At 45.4% G+C, this 23,278-nt stretch carries 23 protein-coding genes and 1 other annotated feature; of the genes, 5 read left to right on the forward strand and 18 right to left on the reverse strand.

Annotation, left to right across the window (positions count from 1 at the left end):
- Positions 1-247: 247 nt before the first annotated feature.
- Positions 248-463 carry a hypothetical protein gene (locus tag UQ64_RS31745; protein ID WP_209445836.1) on the forward strand — a complete coding sequence of 72 codons (216 nt, stop codon included), beginning with the start codon at positions 248-250 and terminating at the stop codon, positions 461-463.
- A gap of 257 nt (positions 464-720) precedes the next feature.
- Here UQ64_RS31745 and UQ64_RS18445 read toward each other — a convergent pair whose 3' ends face one another.
- Together UQ64_RS18445 and UQ64_RS32925 are read right to left on the reverse strand one after the other, a co-directional pair.
- Positions 721-2,307 (reverse strand): alkaline phosphatase family protein, encoded by a 1,587-nt coding sequence (locus UQ64_RS18445; protein WP_060625004.1) that lies wholly within the window; start codon positions 2,305-2,307, stop codon positions 721-723.
- 643 nt (positions 2,308-2,950) lie between these two features.
- The gene (locus UQ64_RS32925; protein WP_425339600.1) at positions 2,951-3,223 is read right to left on the reverse strand and encodes an acyl-CoA dehydratase activase-related protein; all 273 of its coding nucleotides are present in this window, start codon (positions 3,221-3,223) and stop codon (positions 2,951-2,953) included.
- A gap of 804 nt (positions 3,224-4,027) precedes the next feature.
- Between UQ64_RS32925 and UQ64_RS18455 the strand changes: the two genes are divergently transcribed.
- On the forward strand, positions 4,028-4,636 hold the full coding sequence (locus tag UQ64_RS18455) for a class I SAM-dependent methyltransferase (protein WP_060625006.1): 609 nt from the start codon (positions 4,028-4,030) through the stop codon (positions 4,634-4,636).
- A 746-nt stretch (positions 4,637-5,382) separates the two neighbouring features.
- Here the strand turns inward: UQ64_RS18455 and groL are convergent.
- The 7 genes from groL to UQ64_RS18490 form a co-directional block, all read right to left on the reverse strand.
- A complete protein-coding gene (gene groL / locus UQ64_RS18460) occupies positions 5,383-7,014 on the reverse strand; it encodes a chaperonin GroEL (protein ID WP_060625007.1) in 1,632 nt (543 codons plus the stop codon).
- Between the two features lie 78 nt (positions 7,015-7,092).
- A complete protein-coding gene (gene groES, locus UQ64_RS18465) occupies positions 7,093-7,374 on the reverse strand; it encodes a co-chaperone GroES (RefSeq protein ID WP_036676506.1) in 282 nt (93 codons plus the stop codon).
- Positions 7,375-7,837: 463 nt separating this feature from the next.
- Complete coding sequence (gene tatC / locus UQ64_RS18470) at positions 7,838-8,605, reverse strand: twin-arginine translocase subunit TatC (RefSeq protein WP_060625008.1); 768 nt, start codon at positions 8,603-8,605, stop codon at positions 7,838-7,840.
- A gap of 241 nt (positions 8,606-8,846) precedes the next feature.
- Complete coding sequence (locus UQ64_RS18475; protein WP_042185275.1) at positions 8,847-9,089, reverse strand: twin-arginine translocase TatA/TatE family subunit; 243 nt, start codon at positions 9,087-9,089, stop codon at positions 8,847-8,849.
- A 137-nt stretch (positions 9,090-9,226) separates the two neighbouring features.
- On the reverse strand, positions 9,227-9,712 hold the full coding sequence (locus UQ64_RS18480; RefSeq protein WP_020429419.1) for a MogA/MoaB family molybdenum cofactor biosynthesis protein: 486 nt from the start codon (positions 9,710-9,712) through the stop codon (positions 9,227-9,229).
- A gap of 79 nt (positions 9,713-9,791) precedes the next feature.
- Positions 9,792-10,265 carry a cyclic pyranopterin monophosphate synthase MoaC gene (moaC, locus tag UQ64_RS18485; RefSeq protein ID WP_060625009.1) on the reverse strand — a complete coding sequence of 158 codons (474 nt, stop codon included), beginning with the start codon at positions 10,263-10,265 and terminating at the stop codon, positions 9,792-9,794.
- 3 nt (positions 10,266-10,268) lie between these two features.
- The gene (locus UQ64_RS18490; RefSeq protein ID WP_060625010.1) at positions 10,269-10,904 is read right to left on the reverse strand and encodes a 5-formyltetrahydrofolate cyclo-ligase; all 636 of its coding nucleotides are present in this window, start codon (positions 10,902-10,904) and stop codon (positions 10,269-10,271) included.
- Positions 10,905-11,148: 244 nt separating this feature from the next.
- On the opposite strand from UQ64_RS18490, the gene UQ64_RS18495 reads away from it, so the two are divergent.
- Positions 11,149-13,089 (forward strand): ABC-F family ATP-binding cassette domain-containing protein, encoded by a 1,941-nt coding sequence (locus UQ64_RS18495; protein WP_060625011.1) that lies wholly within the window; start codon positions 11,149-11,151, stop codon positions 13,087-13,089.
- Positions 13,090-13,495: 406 nt separating this feature from the next.
- On the opposite strand, the gene UQ64_RS18500 is transcribed toward UQ64_RS18495, so the two are convergent.
- The 7 genes from UQ64_RS18500 to UQ64_RS30945 form a co-directional block, all read right to left on the reverse strand.
- The gene (locus UQ64_RS18500; RefSeq protein ID WP_060625012.1) at positions 13,496-15,031 is read right to left on the reverse strand and encodes a 2-isopropylmalate synthase; all 1,536 of its coding nucleotides are present in this window, start codon (positions 15,029-15,031) and stop codon (positions 13,496-13,498) included.
- Positions 15,032-15,268: 237 nt separating this feature from the next.
- Positions 15,269-15,551: a binding site (T-box leader), on the reverse strand.
- A 388-nt stretch (positions 15,552-15,939) separates the two neighbouring features.
- Positions 15,940-16,989: a tRNA (adenosine(37)-N6)-threonylcarbamoyltransferase complex transferase subunit TsaD gene (gene tsaD, locus UQ64_RS18510; RefSeq protein ID WP_060625014.1), complete on the reverse strand. Its 1,050-nt coding sequence runs from the start codon at positions 16,987-16,989 to the stop codon at positions 15,940-15,942.
- On the reverse strand, positions 16,986-17,510 hold the full coding sequence (gene rimI, locus UQ64_RS18515) for a ribosomal protein S18-alanine N-acetyltransferase (protein WP_060625015.1): 525 nt from the start codon (positions 17,508-17,510) through the stop codon (positions 16,986-16,988). The genes tsaD and rimI overlap by 4 nt, the downstream gene beginning before the upstream one ends.
- Entirely contained in the window at positions 17,507-18,340 is an 834-nt protein-coding gene (gene tsaB / locus UQ64_RS18520; protein ID WP_060625016.1) for a tRNA (adenosine(37)-N6)-threonylcarbamoyltransferase complex dimerization subunit type 1 TsaB, read from the reverse strand. The genes rimI and tsaB overlap by 4 nt, the downstream gene beginning before the upstream one ends.
- Before the next feature lie 5 nt (positions 18,341-18,345).
- Complete coding sequence (tsaE, locus tag UQ64_RS18525; protein WP_060625017.1) at positions 18,346-18,828, reverse strand: tRNA (adenosine(37)-N6)-threonylcarbamoyltransferase complex ATPase subunit type 1 TsaE; 483 nt, start codon at positions 18,826-18,828, stop codon at positions 18,346-18,348.
- Between the two features lie 210 nt (positions 18,829-19,038).
- The gene (locus tag UQ64_RS18530; RefSeq protein ID WP_060625018.1) at positions 19,039-19,224 is read right to left on the reverse strand and encodes an H-type small acid-soluble spore protein; all 186 of its coding nucleotides are present in this window, start codon (positions 19,222-19,224) and stop codon (positions 19,039-19,041) included.
- 31 nt (positions 19,225-19,255) lie between these two features.
- The gene (locus tag UQ64_RS30945) at positions 19,256-19,426 is read right to left on the reverse strand and encodes a hypothetical protein (RefSeq protein ID WP_156417607.1); all 171 of its coding nucleotides are present in this window, start codon (positions 19,424-19,426) and stop codon (positions 19,256-19,258) included.
- Between the two features lie 140 nt (positions 19,427-19,566).
- Here UQ64_RS30945 and ku point away from each other — a divergent pair, with 140 nt between their 5' ends.
- Together ku and UQ64_RS18540 are read left to right on the forward strand one after the other, a co-directional pair.
- Positions 19,567-20,535: a non-homologous end joining protein Ku gene (gene ku / locus UQ64_RS18535; RefSeq protein WP_060625019.1), complete on the forward strand. Its 969-nt coding sequence runs from the start codon at positions 19,567-19,569 to the stop codon at positions 20,533-20,535.
- Between the two features lie 12 nt (positions 20,536-20,547).
- Complete coding sequence (locus UQ64_RS18540; protein ID WP_060625020.1) at positions 20,548-21,495, forward strand: ATP-dependent DNA ligase; 948 nt, start codon at positions 20,548-20,550, stop codon at positions 21,493-21,495.
- Positions 21,496-21,542: 47 nt separating this feature from the next.
- On the opposite strand, the gene UQ64_RS18545 is transcribed toward UQ64_RS18540, so the two are convergent.
- Together UQ64_RS18545 and UQ64_RS18550 are read right to left on the reverse strand one after the other, a co-directional pair.
- Entirely contained in the window at positions 21,543-22,352 is an 810-nt protein-coding gene (locus tag UQ64_RS18545) for a hypothetical protein (RefSeq protein WP_060625021.1), read from the reverse strand.
- Between the two features lie 25 nt (positions 22,353-22,377).
- Positions 22,378-23,193: a hypothetical protein gene (locus UQ64_RS18550; RefSeq protein WP_060625022.1), complete on the reverse strand. Its 816-nt coding sequence runs from the start codon at positions 23,191-23,193 to the stop codon at positions 22,378-22,380.
- Positions 23,194-23,278 lie beyond the last annotated feature (85 nt).

Below are 23,278 nucleotides of genomic sequence, written 5' to 3' on the forward strand. Positions count from 1 at the left end.
AGCCGGAATTCACGCTTGGTAACGTGCCGTTATTACATAGGGCATAAACGGTTGTGAGGATAATTGCAGGATTTGCATAACGTCTTTGAAGTGTACACATGCAGTTGCTCCATAAAAGCAACAACCCCTTCCTTAATTGTTTTGGAATCGTCAAGCGTTCCTGTAACAATATAAGGACAGGGGTTGTTGTTCTTAACAAAGTATTGCAAAACTGACTAATTTACGTTATTTCCCGTTACTTTTTGAATTGTGCAACACTTTCGATTCTATTAGACGCAGGGAGAACGAAGCTAACCTATTTCATAGCAATCCTGTGCTTGATGATGAAATGATTTTGTCAATCATTTCATCGGTTAATCAGCGGCAAAGCGAAGATACGTCTTATAACATTAGTTGGGGATTGCGGTACAGTCACGGGAAGGAATATTTCACGGTACGCCGCTCTTTGGCTGCGGGAACATAGGTTAGTTGGTTCTCATTCGTCGCGGTGGTCTATAACCTTGATCTATAAGGGTTTTCTTTATTCCAGTATGGTTCTGTTTGGTTACCGTATACTTGGAAATGGTAGCTAATACCCTTTATATCTGTCCATAAAGTTATTTCAATAACCTCTCTTCTGGTCTAGATATTGCAACATAATGCAAATAGTTTATTCCTTCTCTACTCATTTCATAGTCTTGAGCATTTATTATTACTTGCTCAAACTCAAGCCCTTTGGATTCATTCCGCCAACTTCAGAATCCAGTCTTTGATATCGATTATTCGCAGTGTCTTCGGCCGGGTATTCGTTCCGGATACGATTAATGGAACGAGGGAATCCAATTCATGCAGCGAACCATGGGCGCCCCCACCGACGTGGGTAGGGGAACTTTCCCCAATGACTTCATGACCAGGATGCACCGTAACGACAACATATCTTCCCTCATGGGAATGCATAGCTCCGTATAATCTCGCAAGTACGTCAGGATACTTTCCATATTTGATCCGATTGCTCGTAATCGTAATATCCGCAAGTTCAGGGTCACCTGATAACGACCACGATTGACCATATTCATCCACATATTTTCCGCCGGGACAATAAGAAAACATTTTATCGCTCTTTCCTGTAGTAACATGAATATTTTTCTCGTCTTTAATAGCGATGATATCGAGCTTATCCTCGTTTTTCAAAAGCTTCACGATGTCCGATAATTTAATCTTTGAATCTATTGCATACACATAGGCCATTCGTTCGTTAGCGGAAATCACGATCTGATCATCGGTTCCTATGGATTGATTTATTTTTGCTATACGGTAACGGTTCAACAGTGGCCTTAAATCAACAATGGATCTTTCGCGATCATCGTATATATAGCTTTGCGCACTGTCTCCCATGACGATCCATACCGCTTTCTTCAAAGCTTGCTCCCATGAACCGTAAGCGTTAAGCACGTCCTGCAGCGCTTGATCGGCTTTCTCGATTCCCTCCAACTCGGTAGGGCCTTTTCTATGAAGGGTGTTATCATTTTCCGGAAAGTAAGCAATAGTTACATTCGGAAGTTTATTTTGTTTAACAAGAAATGCGAGCTCTTGCGCGGAAAATTCATCATTCATGCCGAATTTTTTCCATGGTCGAGCATTCCCGTCATTCTTTGGATCTTGCTGCGCAAGTGCCGCATAGGACAACCATTTCGGTCCCGTTACGTTAATATGTTCCGGCAAACGCGTACTGAAAGCAATCCACTGCGGCACATTTAGGATATGCTCCGTCTTCCCTCTAAAAACGATAGCATTAACCGATGCGGAGTCTTTACCTTTTTCAGCTAACTCTTCATGTATAGTTTTCGTTTTTTTGTTCAATTGAACCTGATTTATCTGATAAATGGCATCCATCAGTACTTGCAATTGGTCAATTTTAAACGCTTCCTTGGCACCGTTACCATAGTAAATCATGCGTTTTTCTTTCCCGCTATACCAAACAAGTCCAGGCACTTGGTGCTGGTCTGCATACGTTCCTGTTAATAATGAACTGTCAATCGTCACAGACATCGTAGGGAATGAACTCACGACTTTCTGGAAATATTGCCCGTTTTTGAGCAGATACTGCATTGCGGGTACACGGCCCTCTTTAATCGCTTTTTGCAGTGACTTGTCCATTAAAGAATCAATCAAGATCAATACGACAGGTTTGGCAGATTGATTTGATGTGATATTTGACTTGGTCTTCAATTGATTTGTCCGTTCGCCGGACTCCGTCCTGCAGCCAGCAGTTACAAGCAAACTTAGACATAAAACGAGCATAATGGCACTTTTTTTTCTCGCGCCCATCGAACTCCCCCTCCTTGAAATGCCTGATTTGGCGGGAAGAGACTCGTAGCCTGACATGCCTCTTCCCAATTTCACGAGATCGATCAACTTTGATTTACATTTTCCAACTCCCTTTTTTCGAAAGGAAAGCCAGTTGAAAAATCCCAAAGGCATACCGGTCGCCTTCTCCTGTTCTTCCTGAACAAGCGGAGCTCGACCTCAAGATTCTTTTTCTCCATTACCATAACTCGTTTCACTCCATATCACTGTATGGGTTATTCTTAGATGTTTTTCCAACAACTCGGAACGCTTTTAAGATGCTGCAATTCCGCCTTTTTCTTGGCCAAATCCTGTAAACATTCTTCATGGAGGCCCAGGCTGTGCGCATACGTCTTAACGCGTATTTTAATCGAACCGCTAGGTTTGTTCGTATCGATATCGTGCAAAGCCGAATATGGCGTGCCCACGGTTGAGATGATATGAGTCGATCAATCGTAGGTGGATTATCTTGACCTCACTTGAAACTTGACAGGTCTAAGACGGCTATATTGGGTTGGATGGAACGCGAAAATTGCCCACACCTTCTGCATGCTGTTTGAACTAAAGTTTTCAGGCCAGACGTCGGTCATTTCGAGAGTAGGTTGCTCTTGAAAAACCGTTGAAGTCATGCTTCATCTTTGAGGATGGAGCGCATGGACAACACGGGATAACCCAGCACCTGAAACTCCTCCAGTACGCCATGATTTAAGCCCGGATCGGAGTGATAGGGGCGGCCGATCAACAGAATGGCGAGACGATTGTCTTGCTTCATCTGATCCAGAATCGAGCGACCCTTCTCTTGCATCTCGTTATCGAACAGCTCCATCGACCAGAAATTCCAGAACATTCTCCGCCTGCTTAGTATGGTGACGTTGATAATCCGACCACAAAATTTCATTGGTTGCCGAATCAAAACGGTTGCTTTGACAGTCGTCGAATCAACGTCAATGCCAATGATTAAGCATCTGATCGTTGCCTATTCCTTTCCAGCCTCACTGCTCACTGCTCCTTTATCCAAAAAATCTTAGTAGTATCTTGCGTATAGATTTGTCACTCTATACAAAGAACACTTAAGTACCCGAATCTCTTGGACAAGGAGGTTAGACGTAACCTTTGCTTTGGATCATTTTAGCGCTCTATGCGCAGCTTTTGCGAGTAATTTGAACTTAATGCGGTCTTTTTTGACGGCAAGGTCGTTGATCGCCTGGTACAAGATTTTTACCGAGATCTAAGCGTAAGTTATGAAATTTCGCTTTCGGAATTTGAAAAGCGCTCCAGGATTCAAAAGATGAAAGAAGTCTTTGCCACATTGCTCTCTCCTTTATTCTAGAGGCTAAAAGTAGTTGTTTAGTCAAAAGTTAGAAACACAATCAAATATCTGAAATCAAATAACTCCCATCTTGGCATGCTGCTAAGATGGGAGTTAACACATCGAGTAAACCATACATACTGATTTATCCCTTGGGCGTATTTGAACAAATTAAATTATTTATCCAAAAAGACTGACATCAAACTTATAATTCTTTTCCGTAAAAGGAAAACGTTTTTCTTGGCACACCAAATCAATAATTAAACACTATACAGTAAATTTTGTGTCATATAATTTTTCCCTTGAATGTCGATAGGGAAATTGTTCCATGGATGTTTACCGGGTAACTGAGTTATATTACTTTTCGTTACATAAATGAAAGGTGGTAAATATATGCCTTTATCTCCACAAATGTATCATTGGTTTGTTCGTCCAAAGTGGTTCACAAATAAATATATCCATGAACATATAAAAAACCATTTCCATTTAGAGAACAAAACCGTTCTTGATTTTGGATCCGGTACAGGTGCAAATTGCAGTATTTTCAAACCTGGTCTTTATCTCGGCATAGAACCGGATGGTAAAAGGGTTGGACTTGCAAAGCGGCTATTTCCGAATCATAATTTTATGATTTTTAAAGAAAATTTGATTCCAGCCCAAAATGATTCAATCGACTATATTTTTATTGTAGCCGTTCTTCATCATATCGATGACAAGCAAATCAAGGGGTATCTGCTTGAATTCGAAAGGATCTTGAAACCAGACGGAAAAGTCATTGTCATGGAGCCGTATCTATGTGAACGAAAGAAATGGAATAACCTATTCATGAATTGGTATGATGATGGTAATTATATACGAAACGAGAACAGTTATTTGGACTTGTTTCAATCTGCGCAATACGAGTGCCAAGTATTAAAAAAGTTTACAAAATGCTTCCTGTACAATGAAATCTTTTTTTTCGCCACAAAGAAAGGAACCCCATGCAGACTCCTGCCAATATAAAGCTAGTCGCGCTACTGTAACCCTCCTTCGGATGAACCTTTACTTATTACTCCTCGATACAACCGTGCATACTCAGTGGATGACAAAGAACTACTTACCTTGGGCAACCATATAACCGCCTATAAAATCTCATTAGATACTTTGTAGGTAACAGTATGTAAAAGCACCGCCACAATGTAGGTAGTTTTATGTCGAAATCCCATAATGTAGGCAGATTAGTGCATTTTAGCGTGACATCAATTTGCCTACATAAAAATAAAAAAGCCTGAAACGGCAGGCCTTTGTAGATACTTGCTTATGTAGGCACTTTTGTGTCATTGGACAAATGGCAACATGGTCATTGATCTTCATCGGATGGAGATGTATCCGGCAAGCCTCAATCACGATTAAAATAGGGACGGGAATAACTCACGTCCCCAGTGCCATGTAACACTTTAAATTTCATTTGCGAATTTGATTTCTTACTCAACCTATAAGAAGTCCACTTTGATCAGTGTCAACACTGTACCAACAGACTTGTTTGCGTTGGAATATTTTTTTAATGAAATTTTAGAATCGGTTTGATTCGCATAAATTTTAATTTAATCCAATATGAACAAGATGTCTAACCAGATATTTGACGATCTAAAAAAGAGGCTTCCCACAAAGTTCAATTTGAACTCGTGAAAAGCCTCTTTTTATTCATTGTGGTCAAACGGCGTTTCCCTTGCGGGAAACCCTCGATGTTACAGGCTATACAGCCTATATTACATCATGCCGCCCATTCCACCCATGCCGCCCATATCTGGCATGCCGCCGCCTTTTTCAGGCTCAGGCTTGTCAGCAATAACTGCTTCAGTAGTCAAGAACATAGCCGCTACGGATGCAGCGTTTTGAAGAGCAGAACGTGTTACCTTCGCAGGGTCAACGATACCCGCTTCGAACATGTTCACCCACTCGCCAGTAGCAGCGTTGTAGCCGATGCCGATAGCTTCTTTTTTCAAGCGATCCACGATAACAGAACCTTCTTGACCAGCGTTAGCTGCAATGGTACGAACTGGTTCTTCGAGCGCGCGAAGCACGATGTTGACACCAGTTTTCTCGTCGCCAGTTACATCTACAGCAGCAACAGCATTATATACGTTCACAAGAGCTGTACCACCACCGGAAACGATACCTTCTTCAACCGCAGCGCGAGTTGCGTTCAGGGCGTCTTCGATGCGAAGTTTACGCTCTTTCAATTCAGTTTCAGTTGCAGCGCCAACTTTGACAACGGCTACGCCGCCAGCCAATTTAGCCAAACGCTCTTGCAGTTTTTCTTTGTCAAACTCGGAAGTTGTTTCTTCCAGTTGAGCACGAATTTGGCTTACGCGAGCATTGATGTCCGCTTTGTCGCCGCTTCCGTCGACGATTGTTGTGTTTTCTTTAGTTACGCGTACTTGACGTGCGTTACCCAGTTGTTCAATGGATGTGCTCTTCAGGTCAAGACCGAGCTTCTCAGTGATCACTTGGCCACCAGTCAGGGCAGCGATATCTTGCAGCATAGCTTCGCGGCGGTCGCCAAAGCCAGGAGCTTTAACAGCAACAGCGTTGAATGTTCCACGCAGTTTGTTCACGATCAGCATTGCTTGCGCTTCGCCTTCGATATCTTCAGCGATAATAACAAGCGGTCTAGCTTGTTGAACGATTTTTTCAAGCAATGGAAGGATTTCTTGAGTGCTGCTGATTTTTTTATCAGTGATCAAGATGTATGGGTTCTCCAGAACAGCTTCCATTTTGTCCGTATCAGTAATCATGTACGGGGAAATGTAACCACGGTCGAACTGCATACCTTCTACGACTTCAAGTTCAGTAGCGAATCCACGGGATTCTTCAACAGTGATAACACCGTCTTTACCTACTTTTTCCATAGCTTCAGCAATCAATTGGCCCACTTCTTCGTCAGCAGCAGAGATAGCAGCTACTTGAGCGATAGCTTGGGAATCTTCGATTGGCTTAGCGATTTTTTGCAATTCTTCAACTGCTGCACGAACTGCTTTGTCGATCCCTTTGCGAATAACCATTGGGTTAGCGCCTGCAGTTACGTTCTTCAGACCTTCACGGATCATAGCTTGTGCCAGAACCGTTGCAGTTGTAGTACCGTCACCAGCTACATCGTTAGTCTTAGTAGCAACTTCTTTAACCAGTTGAGCACCCATGTTCTCGAATGCATCTTCAAGTTCGATTTCTTTAGCGATAGTTACACCATCGTTAGTGATAAGCGGGCTACCAAATTTCTTCTCAAGCACCACGTTGCGACCTTTTGGTCCAAGTGTAACTTTTACCGCATTTGCCAAAGCATCAACACCGCGCAACATAGAGCGGCGAGCTTCTTCACTAAATTTAATTTCTTTAGCCATTGTGTAATTACCTCCTAGAATTTTTTGTATATCACGTTACTTTAAGTAGTTTAGATTTAGCTTATGATCGACTCTCGCTTAGTCAAGAATCGCGTGAATGTCGCTTTCTTTCATAATCAAATATTCTTTACCTTCGTATTTGATTTCTGTTCCTGCATATTTTGAGAAAAGAACACGGTCGCCTTCTTTAACTTCAAGCGCTACACGTACTCCATCTTTCAAAGCTCCGCTACCTACTGCAATAATAGTTCCTTCTTGTGGCTTTTCTTTCGAGGAGTCCGGAAGCACAATCCCGAATGAAGTGGTTTCCTCCTGCTCGCTCGGTAGCACTAATACGCGTTCACCTAAAGGTTTGATCATGAAAAAATAGCCTCCTTTAAAATTATGTTATTTTGCTTCAAAACATAGTTTAGAACTTACCGGTCTTACTTCTGACTCTCTGGTGTTTATGAAAAATATCAATTGGACGCTATGAAATTCTGGTCCATCTCATATTTTTCATAAGCGTTAGCACTCGACGGTCTGTAGTGCTAACAACAATTTTTATGATACTCAACTTGAGCCCGAATTTCAAGTCCTTTTACACAAATTCGCATTTGTTTTCGCAAAAAATAACGTTTCACTGGTTGTCCTAGGCACACACTCTATACATTCTATCCACAGGGTGTGAAAATATGCATAAGATTCCCAGTAGTCTCAACTGTACCACCTACGCTCGAACATTTCAAAAAGACTAAACAAGTATTTACTTTGGCAGCGTTTTAAAACAAAAGAGAGCTGTCTCTTTCGTAGAAAAATCTACTTAGTGACAGCTCTCTTTTCATCAATCCTCACTCTTGGTGTACTGTTCTTCGCGCGCTGCATCCGCAGCAAGCTGCTTACGATAAACGAAGGCAGACAAGAATACGCTGAACTCATACAACACAAGCAGTGGAATCGTCACCAGAAAGTCCGAGATTAAATCCGGGGGAGTGATGACTACTGCGATAAAGACAAGCGTGAAATAAGCGTATCGACGCATTTTACGCAAGCGTATCGGGTTAAGAACCCTCAGTTTAGTCAGAAACATCACCAACAGCGGTAGCTCAAACAACAACGCTAAAGGTAGCACCAGACTGAACATGAAGTTGAAATATTGCGCAATTCCGTAGGTCTCTTCCAGCCCCATACTCCGGGTGATGGAGATCGTGAACGAAAGCGCCATTGGAAATACAATATAATAAGCAAAAGAAAGACCGATTAGAAAAAGGACAAAAACATAGGGAACATAACGTAGTGTCGCACTACGCTCTTCTGCCCGCAAGCCCGGACTAATAAACGCCCACAGCTGGTAAGCAATAAAAGGAACTGAAATGACTAATGAAACCGCCATCGCAATCTTCATATACATTCCGATACCGTCCCAGAATGAGAACGCATGCAGAACAAAGCCTTGTGCTAGATCTGTACTAATTAAATAATCGTAAATTGGTTTGGCACAGAACAGCCCCCCTACCAACCCCAAAATAAATACAATCAGTACATAAATAATCCGTTTACGCAGCTCGGTGAGATGATCCACCACCGACATTTCTTCCGATTCGAGAGACATCCTGACACCATCCCATGACAAGAGTAGAAACGTTACACCAACTTTGTGTCAAGCTATGCCCGTTTCTGCAGAAAGCAACAAGCAAAAACGCCTTTGACGTCCCTATAAGGACGGTTAGCGTTCATGCGAGAAATATAAGGATAATGTATAGTATGAAACTGATTTTTTCTTATATTTTGAAAAAAGGGGCCTCTCCTAAGTCTATTAGACTTGAGAGATTGCCCCATTGTTAAACCTTTTATTATTCCGGCAGGCGTTTGTCCTGAGGAATATCTGCAGCGACCGTCTGCGGGGCCGTCGGCACAGGAGCTTCGCTCTTCTTCACCGGATCACCATCACCGATGATTTCACGTGCGCCTTCCTTAAATTCACGGAAGGTTCGTCCAACTGCGCGGCCTAACTCTGGCAGTTTATTTGGGCCAAAGAGGAGCAGTGCCAGTATAACCAACAAAATAATACCCGGAGTACCAATTCCACTAAACATTATTATTCCTCCTTGTCCGTCTATCCGATCATGGTATCGTTTACGATAAATTAATAATACCATAACTTATGTCACAGTTACATCCACTATCTTCTATAAATAGTTTATCCTTGTGACGTGACAAGAATATGACAATGTTATTGGCGGTATTGGCCAGTTACCATGAGTAACGCTTCCGGTAATTGATCCATAATGGCAGCCAAATTCTCATGTACACCCTTCGGTGTGCCCGGTAAGTTGACAATCAACGTACGTCCACGAATGCCGCATATCCCGCGGAATAGCATCACCGCACGGTTTTTTTGCATCACCGTACTTCGCATCGCTTCTGAGAGTCCAGGCACTTCCCGCTCGATTACACGCCGAGTAGCCTCCGGAGTCACATCGCGTATCGCTAAATCCGTCCCTCCGGTAGTCAATACCAGATCTGCTTGAAAATAATCTGTCAGTTCTATCAAAGCTGCGATAATCTCATCTTGTTCATCGGGCACGATCCGATATTCAACGATCTCGCCCCCAAGCTCCTCCTCCACCAGCTCCCGAATAACCTGGGCGCTCGTGTCTTCCCGTTCGCCCCTGGCCCCTTTATCGCTGGCCGTTAGGATTGCTGTTTTCCACGCCATAGGTTTGTCCTCCCTCTCTATGTATAATTGGCTGTACAGTGCAGCCCATTTGCTTCAGCGCATCCAACGTCAGCTCTGATCATTGTTCAAGCGCGTAATCTCCATTCTTGCCCCCACTTTTAGACACTAAGAGCGTTGGTCCGATAATCATGTCTTTCTGAAGAGCCTTGCACATGTCGTACACCGTTAGTGCTGAGGCAGAAACAGCGGTCAATGCCTCCATTTCAACTCCGGTCTTTCCGGTAATATGGACTGTTGCTTCTATATAAAGTTCATCTTCGCTGTTATCGGAGAAGCTGATATCAATACCGGTAAGCGGGAGCGGATGGCACATCGGAATCCAGTCAGACGTCTTCTTGGCCGCCATGATCCCAGCAATCTGCGCAACGGCAAGTACGTCTCCTTTACTGATCTTGCCTTCCTTGATGGCGCTAAGTGTCTCAGCAGCCATCTTGATCTTACTCCGCGCGACAGCTGTCCGCTTTGTAATCTCCTTTTCGCTCACATCCACCATACGAGCTCTTCCCTGCTCGTTAAAATGGGTCAATTCCACGGCTCACTCTCCTTTTCGGCAGTGCACTATGCCATTTTCAGTAATCAGCATGTCCATAAAGGCATCATGCTCATCCATGGGCACTTTCGGAACCAGTTGCATAACAAAGGCTAGCCCGATCCAGACAGGGGGCTTCGCAGCGGTATACTCTTCCGTCTCCCATGACGCACGCAGTCGATCATAGTATCCTCGGCCGTAACCAAGCCTGCCTCCCTGAAGATCAAAAGCCAGCCCCGGAACAAACACAACCTCCGGTAGTGTAACAACTTCAATCTCTTTTGAATCTTTGCCGGATACAATAGGTTCATGGATACCATACGCCCCCGGCTTAAGCTCACTCCACGCATTTACCATATGGACACTCATTGCACCACTTGCCGGAATGACACGCGGCAGCAGTACCCTTCGCTGGTCCTTCCACGCCTGTGTAAGAAGCGCGTTGGTATCGAGTTCAGAACGGAAAGATACATAGGCCATCAGTGAGGTTATGTCTTTCGTCTTCAGCCACTCTGATGCATGCTTGCAGACCAGAAAAGACAATTCCCTTCTCTGGTCCGAGGAGAGCTCGTTTCGCGCGATGGTCTTCTCAGTTCTTAGTTCTTGCTTTAAGTTGGAGATCACCGACTCCTTGCTTGACAACGTCGGCCACCCCCATATATTTATCCCAAGCTTATCCTTGTTTGTAAATCCAGTTTACCACTCTTCTCCCCGGTTCGCCAAGGTGGATAGGACTGTGTTTCTGGGCCAGGTCGTTATTCCCTACTTCCGATATATCGAGCTCTCGCTTGGAAAACGCTTTTCATGTAAACTATAGAATAAGTTGTTCATACGGCTGAGGTATAAATGCCAAGGCGAAATATGCAAGGGTGGAGGTTTCATCGTTATGCTTCTTCAAGCGACAGGAATTACAAAATCATATGGTATACAGAACGTACTAGACGGCATAAGCCTTCAGGTGAATGAAAAGGAACGTGTCGGACTCGTGGGTGTTAATGGTGCCGGCAAATCAACTTTTCTGCAAATTCTGGCTGGTGAAATGTCCTATGACAGCGGTCAAATTCATAAATCAAAAGAAACTACAATCGGGTACTTAGCCCAAAATAGCGGACTTCAATCCGACAAAACCATTCATGAAGAAATGATGGCTGTTTTCGCACCGTTGATCGAAGCCGAGGCTGAGCTAAGAGAGATGGAAGTAAGCATTGCCGATCCTAAGCTGGCAGAAGACCCAAAACGGTACGAAGAATTACTCGAACGATATGCACGCCGATCCGATTGGTTCAAGGATCACGGTGGTTATGAAATGAATACACGAATCCGCAGTGTCCTGCACGGCATGGGCTTCGGCGAGTTCCCACCGGATACACCCATCTCCACACTTAGTGGAGGCCAGAAGACTCGACTCGCATTAGCCCGCATTTTGCTTCAGGCTCCCGATCTTCTAATGCTGGATGAGCCGACGAACCATCTGGATATCGAAACATTAACTTGGCTTGAGGATTATCTTCGCAGTTATGCTGGCGGAATTCTGGTTGTATCTCATGACCGTTATTTCCTGGACCGGCTTGTGACCACTATTGTAGAGATCGAGCGTCATCAATCTCGGCGTTATACAGGCAATTACAGCCGGTATGTAGATTTGAAGGCTGCCGAATATGAAGCACGGATGAAGCAGTATGAGAAACAGCAGGATGAAATCTCAAGAATGGAAGATTTCGTTCAGAAAAATATTGTACGAGCATCTACCACAAAACGTGCGCAGAGCAGACGCAAAGCGCTTGAAAAGATGGACCGTATTGATCGGCCGATGGGTGATCTGAAGAAAGCCAGCTTCTCCTTCGAGCCCGACTTCATGTCTGGTAAAGAAGTGCTGCAAGTTCGTAATGTCGCGGTAGCCTTTACTGATGGCCCACCTTTGTTCAAGGATGCTTCTTTTGAACTGCGCCGTGGAGAAACTGCTGCACTCATCGGTCCTAATGGTATCGGTAAATCTACACTGCTGCAGTGTATGACCGGAACCCGTGAGCCATCTGCCGGAACCGTTAATTGGGGTACTAAAGTAAAGGTCGCTTATTATGATCAGGAACAGACCCGCCTCAATCCAAAGAACACAGTAATGGAAGAACTATGGAGTGAATATCCAATGATTGAGGAAGCCAGAATCCGTACGATTCTCGGCAACTTCCTCTTCAGCGGTGAAGATGTTCTTAAGAAAATCTCTGCGCTGAGCGGCGGCGAAAAAGCACGCGTTGCATTATCAAAGCTCATGTTGCGAGGCGCAAATATGCTCATTCTAGATGAGCCAACCAACCATTTGGATTTGGTCAGTCGTGAGGTTCTAGAGTCAGCTTTAATCGATTTTGAAGGCACATTGCTCTTCATTTCTCATGACCGTTATTTCCTCAACAAAATGGCTGAACGGGTGCTGGAGCTTCATCCCGAGGGGATCGATCAATACCTCGGCAACTACGATGACTATATTGAGAAAAAACGAGAATTGGAAGAGATTGCGAAAGATGCCGCCGAGTTAGCCTCCAAGAACGTCAACAAGGATGCTGCAGATGCTGAAAAAAACCCTGTTTCCTCCTTCGAAGCGGACAAGCAAGCCAAGCGTGAAGAGCGTAACCGGAAGCGGCGTATCGCTGAACTCGAGGAAGGCATTGCCTCACTAGAAGAGTCGATCGCTTATATAGAGAATGAAATGACTAAACCTGAGATTTATCAGGATTATTTAGCTCTTCAAGGTCATGAAGAGGACCTAAAGAACAAAAAAACTCAGCTTACAGATTTATTTAACGAATGGGAAATCCTTGCTGACGAATAATGTAAAATCCACTTCATAAATATTTTTTCATATTTCTCGATTTGTTCATAAATAGTTATCCACAGCTCTATACACAGGTTTCGTGTATAACTCCCTACTAAAAAAGCCCCTTAGGGGCTTTTTTTATGCGTTAAATCGGTATTTTCAATTCCCAGGAATTATTATCCACCGAATTATCCACATTATCCACAATTCCCACAAGGTTTCATTGGTAACAAAAATGGTTATAACGGTGATTTAAAAAGAGCTGACATTGCTGATTTTACGCACTTTTTACACAACTCAGACGGAATATGTGGATAACGTTGTCCACAACTTGACAAAAGACGTAACTACTCCAAGAACCCCTCATTATATGCTAAAAAAGAACCCGCTATCTCTAAATCAGACAGCGGACCGATATATATTAAACGATTTGTGTAGAGAGTAGCGCAGCATTACAGGCTGCAATATAGGCAATTCCTGCTGCCATGATAATATCTTGATGCGTAGCTGTGCCTCTAAATTTAAGACCTTCCCATTCTACCATCACAGCCGCCTCCGCCTGGGCGTTCTCTCCACTTCCGAGTGAATGCAGCTCAAGCCCCGCAAAATCTATGTCCTCCGAGATGCCTTGCCCAATAGCGGCGATAATGGCCTCAAGCGGACCATCACCAGTACTGGTGTGAGAGGTTTCCTGTCCAGACTTCAAATGGCGAACTGTAACCGCGGCCACCCGGCGCTGGGCACTACCTGCCAATACTTGAACCTCACCCAGTTCATAAACCTGAGCTTGCTGTCCGGTAGTACTGCTCACCATTTGCAGCAGTTGGTCATCACTGACAACCTTTTGACGGTCAGCGGTCTCTTTAAACGATTCATACAATGCATCCAGCTCCGCAGGCTCCAGCGTAATGCCATACTTTGCCGCCCGGTCCTTCAGCGCATGTCTGCCAGAATGCTTGCCGAGAATGATCATGCTACGCGGGATGCCCAACCGTTCCGGATCCATAATCTCATAGGTGCTGCGATCCTTCAGCAAACCATCCTGATGAATCCCTGACTCGTGCTGGAAGGCATTTCTTCCGACGACTGGCTTGTTATAGGCGATTGGAAAATGCATCGCTCCGCTGATCAGCCGCGAAGTATCATACAGCTTATCGAGCACAATACCTGTTTCTGCTCCAATCGCATCCCCGCGAGTTTCGAGCGCCATCACAAGCTCCTCTAGCGCGCAGTTCCCGGTACGCTCGCCGACTCCGTTCACAGTGACTTCGATCTGTGTCGCGCCTCCATCAATTGCTGCCAGACTGTTGGCTACAGCCAGCCCCAAATCATTGTGACAGTGGGCACTATAGCTTACTTTGTCTCCACCTCTTGCACCCAGCCGTACACGTCGGAACATTTCCCCATATTCATGTGGCAATGCGTAACCAACCGTATCGGGCAGATTGATAATAGAAGCCCCTTCCTCAATAACAGCTTCAACCATTTCAATCAAATCATCGATTCCTGTTCGCGCAGCATCCATCGCGGTGAATTCAACGACATCAGAGAATTGACGCGCATAAGCCGTCATCTCGCGGGCTTTGGCCACGACTTCAGCTCTGCTCATACGCAATTGATGCTGCAAATGAATATCAGAAGAGGAGATGAACAGGTGAATCCGCCGGCGTTCAGCATCTTGGGTTGCCCGGACTGCCGCATCAATATCCCCTTTAACCGCCCGTGCAAAACCACAAATTTCCACATTTCGCACCTTTCGCGAAATCGTCTGTACTGCTGCAAAATCACCAGGGCTCGATATCGGAAATCCAGGTTCCATCACATCAACACCCAGATCTGCAAGCTTATAGGCCAGCAGTATTTTTTGCTCTGGAGTCAGGCTTGCACCCGGAGCCTGTTCGCCGTCTCGCAGAGTCGTATCGAAAATTTGTATACGTTTCTTTACTGGAATAATCATCTGAATTCCTCCTGTTTTCCTCTTTTTTTGGATTCCTTACCTCTAGCCTATGCTTCAGCGCAGAACCACACGTCGACTTGTGGTCCTGCTAAATTCCCACCCACTGCTGCCGGCAGCTGATATGAATGAATCCTCTGCACAATTTGGAATGTGCAGAGGGTTCACTCTTGGCGTCTTATTAGCGTTGAGCACGTACCCGAACGCTTCTTAAAGAACGCAAAAACCCGCCGTCTCTAATAAAGAGACGACGGGTTACCCCTCCGCGGTACCACTCTTTTTGACGCATAGGCTATAAATATAATCAAGCCGTTAAGCTGCGTCCAGCTCTTCTTCCCGATCCATCCTGAGGATGTCAGGATATTCTTGAAAGGTCCGTTAACGGGGACAGCCGTAGGCAGCGTACTCTTCTTTCCGCCGCTCCGCTCCCGGGCGAGATTCAAGACATCCGGTGACTGCGTCGCACCACCCCGCAGCTCTCTGTTCACCGTCATTCTCTACTACTCCCGTTCTTAGCGTGTATTATATACATTACTCAACACTCTAAATCCATACAAAAAAGCCTGCCGTCTCATTCAAGAGACGACAGGCTGTTAACCTTCGCGGTACCACTCTTGTTGATGCTCTGTACGGCTAATTTACTGCCGATTCCAATTGAACATCCACTCTACGGTCCAGTATGTTAGGTACTCGACCACCCTATCACGGAGGTTACCCGTAGACGGTGTACGAACGTTCCGGCGACAATTGCCGGTAATGCTTCCACCGTTCCGCTCCCAGACGAGTTCAGGTCCCCTTCGACTGCGTCGCACCTACCCGCAGCTCTCTTATCCCAGAGTATCCTTACTACTTCCGTTCATAGCGTTTCCTTGTTTAATTGAACTGATTATACTCGTTAGCTCCAAATGATGTCAATAGGCAGATACAGACCATTGTTCCAGTGAGAATCCAGGGTCTGCAACCATATCCAGCGGCGTTCCGCCATCATGCTGCCATTTCACGTATGCAGCTGCTCCAATCATAGCTGCATTATCCGTGCAGTATACCGGAGGTGGAATAATAAGCTCAATGCCTTCCGCTTCGCAGCGTGAGATCAATGCTGAGCGCAGTCCAGCATTAGCTGCAACACCTCCGCACAACAGTAACTGCTTGGAGCTAGTAGCTTTAACAGCGCGTATCGCTTTTTCCACCAGCACCTCGACCACAGATTCTTGGAACCCGCGGGCAATGCCTGCCACATCTGGCGTAAGACCTTTCATCTTACTCTGATTCACAACGTTCAGCACAGCCGACTTTAGGCCACTGAAGCTGAAATCGTAAGAATCCGGCTCCAGCCATACTCTTGGCAACGGTACAACCTCAGTCGCCTCGCGAGCCAGACGATCTACATGAGGTCCACCAGGATAAGGGAATCCTAATGCCCGTGCCACTTTATCATAAGCTTCGCCTACTGCATCATCACGGGTACGTCCGATAATTCGAAACTCACCTTCCCGCTCCATATGAACTAGTTCAGTATGTCCACCGGACACCACTAGTGTCATGCATGGATACTGCAACTCTGCCACTAAACGGTTAGCATAAATATGTCCTGCAATATGATGTGTGCCAATCAGCGGCTTACCCCATGCAAGGGCAAGACTCTTGGCAGCGACTACCCCAACAAGTAAAGCCCCCACCAAACCTGGACCTTGCGTAACCGCCACCGCCGACAACTGATCTGGTGTAACCCCTGCTGTAGCGAGTGCTTCCTCTATCACCAGTGTAATTACTTCCACATGCTTACGGGAAGCTACTTCTGGTACCACGCCCCCGAAGGCGCGATGCGTCTCAATCTGACTCGAGATGATGTTGGATAACACTTCAGAGCCATTTTTGACCACAGCCACCGATGTTTCATCACAACTCGTCTCAATAGCAAGTATTAGTACAGGCTGAGCTGCGCCCGTTTCTGTCTTCATTTCAACTCCACGCTTCCTTCCATATTGCCATGCTCCTCGTACTCTGGCAGATCCGCCCACATAATGAGCGCATCCTCGCGATTATCGGAATAATATCCTTTGCGTGTGCCAGCAGAACGAAAGCCTTTTTTACGATATAAATTCTGTGCTACCTCGTTCGATACCCGTACCTCAAGTGTAATAGACTTCATACCTACATAAGACGCCGTATTCATCAGCTCTTCGAGTAAACGCTCGCCCCATTTACGTCCACGATAGGCTTCAAGCAAGGCTATATTCGTCACATGTGCCTCATCCACGATGGCCCACATACCGGCATAACCGATAATATGACCTGCCAGCTCCATAACCATATATTTTGCAAAATGATTATGTGTCAGCTCGTTTCGAAAAGCTTCCTCTGTCCAAGGCATCGTGAAGGCTTCCCGTTCAATGATAAGAATGTCAGGAATATCCGTAAGCTTCATCAAACGAAAAACAAGTTCAGCCTCTTGAGCTATCATTGATTCCGCTTCCGTCATGGTTTCTTTAAGCCCCCTTCTCTGCTTAACCGCAGATTGGCCTCCGCTTCTGAGATCTGAGTATAGTTAGGGATCAAGCTATGGATATCATCTTTCTCTACGTGAAGCCGCGCTTCTCCAAGAAATCCCGTCCAGCGGCCTTCCATTTCATAAGGAACTGCAATAGAAACACCAAGATCCTTCAATGGACGAAGCGATTCCTCACTGCCATGAACTGCAGTCTCCCCAACAAACCAAAGAACAGCGGGCTTATTGCCCTCGGCTGACGCCTGTTCTAAACGTTCAACTAGGTACTCCACCCAGTCTGCCATCAGACGGATGGCATCAGGTTCAAGACGAATAGGAGCACTATTTCCCTCTGCTGCGAAAAGTCCTGTATACACCTGTCCTCGGCGTGCATCCATTAGTGGAATGATCCAATCAGGTCCGTAGCCAATATTGTCGTAAGTTTGTTCCGACTCTTTTGTCACGTTATTCTTGAGGGCTGTTTGATATCCGCCCCACGCCACTGCCTGTAGACTCGAAATACCGACTACTGGTACATCCCATGCCCATGCCAGCGTTTTGGCAGCGGTAACTGCGATACGCGTCCCCGTATACGATCCAGGACCCACACCAACAGAAATCCCGCCCAGCATTGCAGCAGTAGTTCCTGTTGCTTGCAGCGCCTGCTCAATGATCGGCAGTAAATGCACCGAATGGTTCCGTTCACCGGAGGCATTTATTTCATGCAGTAGTTCCCCATTCTCTGTAACTGCCACGCCTAATACTGCAGTTGATGTATCCAGCGCTAAAAGCCGCTTGCGCGGCTCTGTATTCTGATTCGTCATCTTCCTTAACCCCACTTCTGGATCAGCTGCCGGCAAAGCTCACCATACGGCTCCCCGATTCCGGTCACCGTAATCATTCTTTCATCCGGCCCGACTGTTTCGATGTATATATGCATATGCCGCGGCGGCATTAAATCCGTAATAATACTGCTCCATTCCACCAAGCAGACCCCTTGTCCGTAGAAATACTCATCCAGACCAAGCTCGTCCGCTTCCTGAAGCGAAATCCGATACACATCCATATGATATAGCGGTAGACGGCCCTCGTATTCTTTAATAATTGTAAATGTAGGACTGTTTACGATCCCTTTTACTCCAAGATGACGAGCGTATCCTTGCGAGAATGCTGTTTTCCCTGCGCCCAAATCACCATCCAAACCGATAACCATCCCTGGCGTTGAAGCAGCAGCTAGAGCACCTGCAAGCAACCCCGTATCCTGGAGGCTGTGAGAACGGTAAGTGAACACCGTTTCGTCTATATTGTCCAACTACAACTACCACCTTTTAAAATATACCTGCCAAAAACCATTACATTTAATTATATCGGTATGCTCCATCCACCGCAACAACTGACCCATTCATTCTGCTATGCCAGTAAGCCAGCAATAGAAAAAGAGACCTCTACGCAAAAATAAGCATAAAGAGTCTCTTTTAAAAATGTGTGATTTAGCTCATCTCACTCTTCGACCAAACCCCTGTTAATGTTCTTGCTCCTCTAACCGTTCAACGCCTACTGTATGCGTATTCGTTGGACGAGAGCCCACTTGAACCGTAGCCATACCATTCTGTGCATCCACATGCTCAATCCATACAGGTTCTCCATCCAAATGTACACTCACTGTCTCTTTAGAAGCATAGATATCCTGTGCCCGTTTGATGTCCACAACTGTTCTCCTCCTTTATTTTTCCTAAAAATCATGATTCTAATGGCGAAGTTTCTTCAAGGGTAGATTCCGCATCGAGCTTCTCCGAGTCCGAGACCTGGCTTGCTTCCGGAGAAGCAATAATACTCTCCCAATCCACAACTGTTGCCGGAATATCCTGCTCGCTTAGTACATCGCTCCAATCATTACCTCTTGGTTCCATTCCTTTGTGTTCTCCTCCTCAGCTTTAAAGGCCTGATTATATATTTTCCCATGCTTCACAAAAAATGCACCCGGCTAGAAAAGCCTTTCCTGCTCATACTAACCCAAAGCAGACTACCTTAGATCAGGAGGCGTTATTTGATGCATACCGTTTGGAAAGGAGCCATCAGCTTCGGGCTAGTGCATGTTCCGGTTAAAATGTTCTCCGCTACGGAAGACAAGGACATTTCTCTGCGTTATATCCATAAGGAATGCGGTAGCCCACTGTCGTATGTACGTAAATGTCCGGTGTGTGACAAAGAGGTGGCTTGGGAAGAAATCGGCAAGGGTTATGAATATGAAAAAGGGAAGTTTGTTCTATTCGACAAAGAGGAATTGGATCAATTGACCGACGAAAGCAGCAAAAGCATTACCATACTCGATTTTGTTGATCTGACGGAGATCGATCCAATTTATTTTCAAAAAACCTATTACTTATCCCCGGATCAGGCAGGGACAAATGCATATCGACTTCTTATGGAGGCTATGCGCCAAACTGGTAAAATTGGCATTGCCAAAATCTCGATTCGCTCCAAGAGCAGTCTGGCCGCGATTCGAGTGCTGGAGGATTGCCTCGCTATTGAGACCATTTTTTATCCGGATGAAGTGCGACCGATTTCTCAAGTACCTGGTCTGCCCGAGGCAGGGACAGTGAATGACAAGGAGCTGGATATGGCCAAACTACTGATTTCACAGCTATCCACGCCTTTTGATGCGGCAAAATATACCGATGATTATCGCCAGCGTATGCTTGATCTGATCTCACATAAAATTGCAGGCGAGGAATTTCATATCGCTCCCGCTAAACAGGAAAGCAATGTGATTGATCTAATGGCTGCATTGCAGGCCAGTATTCAGGCTGTTCAGCATATCCCTACAGATCCGGGTCCTTCATTAGCAGGTACAAAGAAAACCAAGGCTAAAGCAGCTCCGGCTGCCAAAAGAAAAACATCCAAGACCAAAGCAGCAGCTGAACCTGACGATCAGCAAATCGAAGCTTCCGGGCCGATTCCAGTCATCGCACCAAAACCGAAACGTCGCAGTGCAAAAAGCAAAACAACCGTATCGTAGGAGGCTCTGCTCATGAAGCTTCAGCCTATTGTTCCTTTTGAACCCATACTGGCTGGGCAGCTTCCAGCAGGCAACCAGTGGATCGCACAGATTAAATGGGATGGCGTTCGTATGTTGTCCTATTACGACGGAAGCACTACTCAGCTTATTAACAGACGTGGCAACTATCGTACAGCGCAATATCCTGAGCTTACTGATGTATCTGCTTACTGCAAGGCGGATTCCGTTATTCTTGATGGTGAAATCATTGCGCTCAAGGACGGCAAGCCCTCATTTCACGAGGTGATGCGAAGGGACAGCTTAAAGAATGGCTCCACCATTTCCGTCGTTAGGCATCAGGTTCCTGTCATTTATATGATTTTTGATATTTTGTTATACAATGGCCAATCGACGATAGATCAACCTTTATTCTCGCGGCAGCAGTTGTTAAGCGATATTCTGCTGCCGCATCCTCATGTACAGGCCGTACCCAGTTATACCGATCCCACAGAATTGTTCGCCGCCGTACAGAGTCAGAGCTTGGAGGGAATCGTCTGCAAGGACATCAACAGTTCTTATGCTCCGGGTGGAAAAGATAAGCGCTGGCAGAAACGCAAAATCATTTCTGATATTACGGCAGTAGCCGGGGGTGTAACGTTCCGTGATGGCATCGTCAACGCACTGCTTCTTGGGCTCTATGATGACAAAGGTAATTTGCATTACATCGGACATGCCGGGCCAGGAAAATTGACTGTACAGGATAAACGAGACTTAACTGCGGAGGTACATCATTTAAAAATAGATCAGATGCCCTTTGCAGCAGTTCCACAGCGAGGCAAGGGTGCTTTTTGGATAAAGCCGGAGCTCGTCTTCAAAGTCCATTTTCTAGAGTGGAATTCTTCAGGTACTCTTCGTCAGCCTGTTACTCAAGCTAGGGTAGATCTTCCTCCGCAGTCATGTACTCTGGAGCAAAAGGGATAACTCTCACCCAAAAAAACGTCCTCCCGAGTATATCGAGAGGACGTTTCTTATTGTGCTGTAAGACTTGTTACAATGGCCTCCAGCTCTGCTTTTGTCTGCGCAGTATTTTTCGTATTCGTAAGTGTGTAATCAGTACTTCCATCCGCACTGGACCATACAAGCTGGACTTTTAGATCTCCATGGTGAGGACCAAACAGCGTGTAGACCGCTTCAACCCCGTTGATGGTTAAATTTTCATCCTGGTCACCAGGCAGCTGCGCTAAAGTAACCCCTTCCGGAAGCGTATATGCTGGAGCTGATTTTAGATTCAATCTCTCCCCATTTCGCAGATAAGTGATAGAGGTTTCTGTATCGCTCCATTTTAAGCTTTGTGAAATCACTTTTTTACCAGCAGCTTGTGCTTTAGCTTTTACCTGATCTCTGAGGGTCTTATACTCTGTACTGAAAAACTTCGGAAGCACTGGATTTAAAACGACATCCTGCAACTTATATTCGTCTGGTAGAGCAGCGGGTATCAGGAGTGAATTCCCAGTTAATGAAGATAGCTTCTGTGCTGCTTCGTTTATAGAGCTGAATCTGTATGGCATATAGCTTACACTCAAATCTTCCTCTGGATTAGATTTTTTGTCATTAACATAGAGAGCCTTAATTTCTCCCGCTTGTAGGGGAACAGCATATTCTTTGGCAATCAAATCCTTAATCGTTGGCGATACCGGTGGTGATTTCTGCTCAACCGGAACCGTTCCTTTGCTTTTATTATTGCTCCCCGCAGGCACTGCGCCTGCTGTTCCACTTACCGCACTCATTAACACTATCAGGCTCAAAGCCGTGATGGCCGCACTTTTTTTAATCATCATTATAATATCCTCCCTTAACCCTTGGTTATTTGATCATGCTTTTAGCTACAGCCAACATTTCATTTGTCGTCAGTTTACTGACCCGATTGTCTGAAAGGGAATATTGTATCGCGCCTGATTTATCCAGCCACACTAGCTTAGTGTTGAAACTTGCTTCTTTAGCCGAATCAGTTGTAAGAATTACTTTCCTACCGTTGACCGTCAGTTCTTTCTTAGTTTCCGAAGCTCGTACAAAAGGCACCGCTTCTTCGGGAAGTTTGGCGGGCGGCACTCCAGTTACAATGCTAAAATTGGCTTTTCCTTTGGCATACAGCTGCATAGACAAGTTCGTTTGGCTCCAGCTGATGATCTTGCTAAACAACTGTTTGTTGGGATCACCTGCCGCCGCTGCCTTTAGTTCCTGCTCTAATTGTAAATACAGCTCTGAATCTTTTGCTACAGACGGTGGATAAATGATGGCTGTCGCCAGAGCGAAGCCCTTAGGAAGATTTCCAGGCTGTGGAGTAGCTGGACCCTTCAACGCTTTGAATTTAGCAGCAAAGGATTTGTAGTCTTTAAAAACAAATCCTTTGCCAGAGAAGCTGATCGTATCCTGATGGTTAGAGACTTTGTCACGTACGTAATAAGCCAAAAGCATTCCTTCCTTCAATCCCGTTTCGAGGGCATGCAGTTGCTTCTGGATCTTCTGATCGGCTGGTGCTCCATTCTGCTGCTGTACGGATGCTGCCTCAACTGAACGGGACAACCCCGCTGCAGCTCCACTCACTACCACTCCTGTTCCTAGCAGGGTTGCTGCTGAGAGCGTGATCAGTATTTTTTTGAGTTCATCATTGTGCTTCATTTTCTAAATCACCTCTTTCTAAAATGGTAAATGTTAATTTTATTCCTGTTATTCACTACACTTCTATAACACTCCAGCATGTGAA

This window comes from Paenibacillus etheri (assembly GCF_001012825.1).
Lineage (GTDB): Bacteria > Bacillota > Bacilli > Paenibacillales > Paenibacillaceae > Paenibacillus_AQ > Paenibacillus_AQ etheri.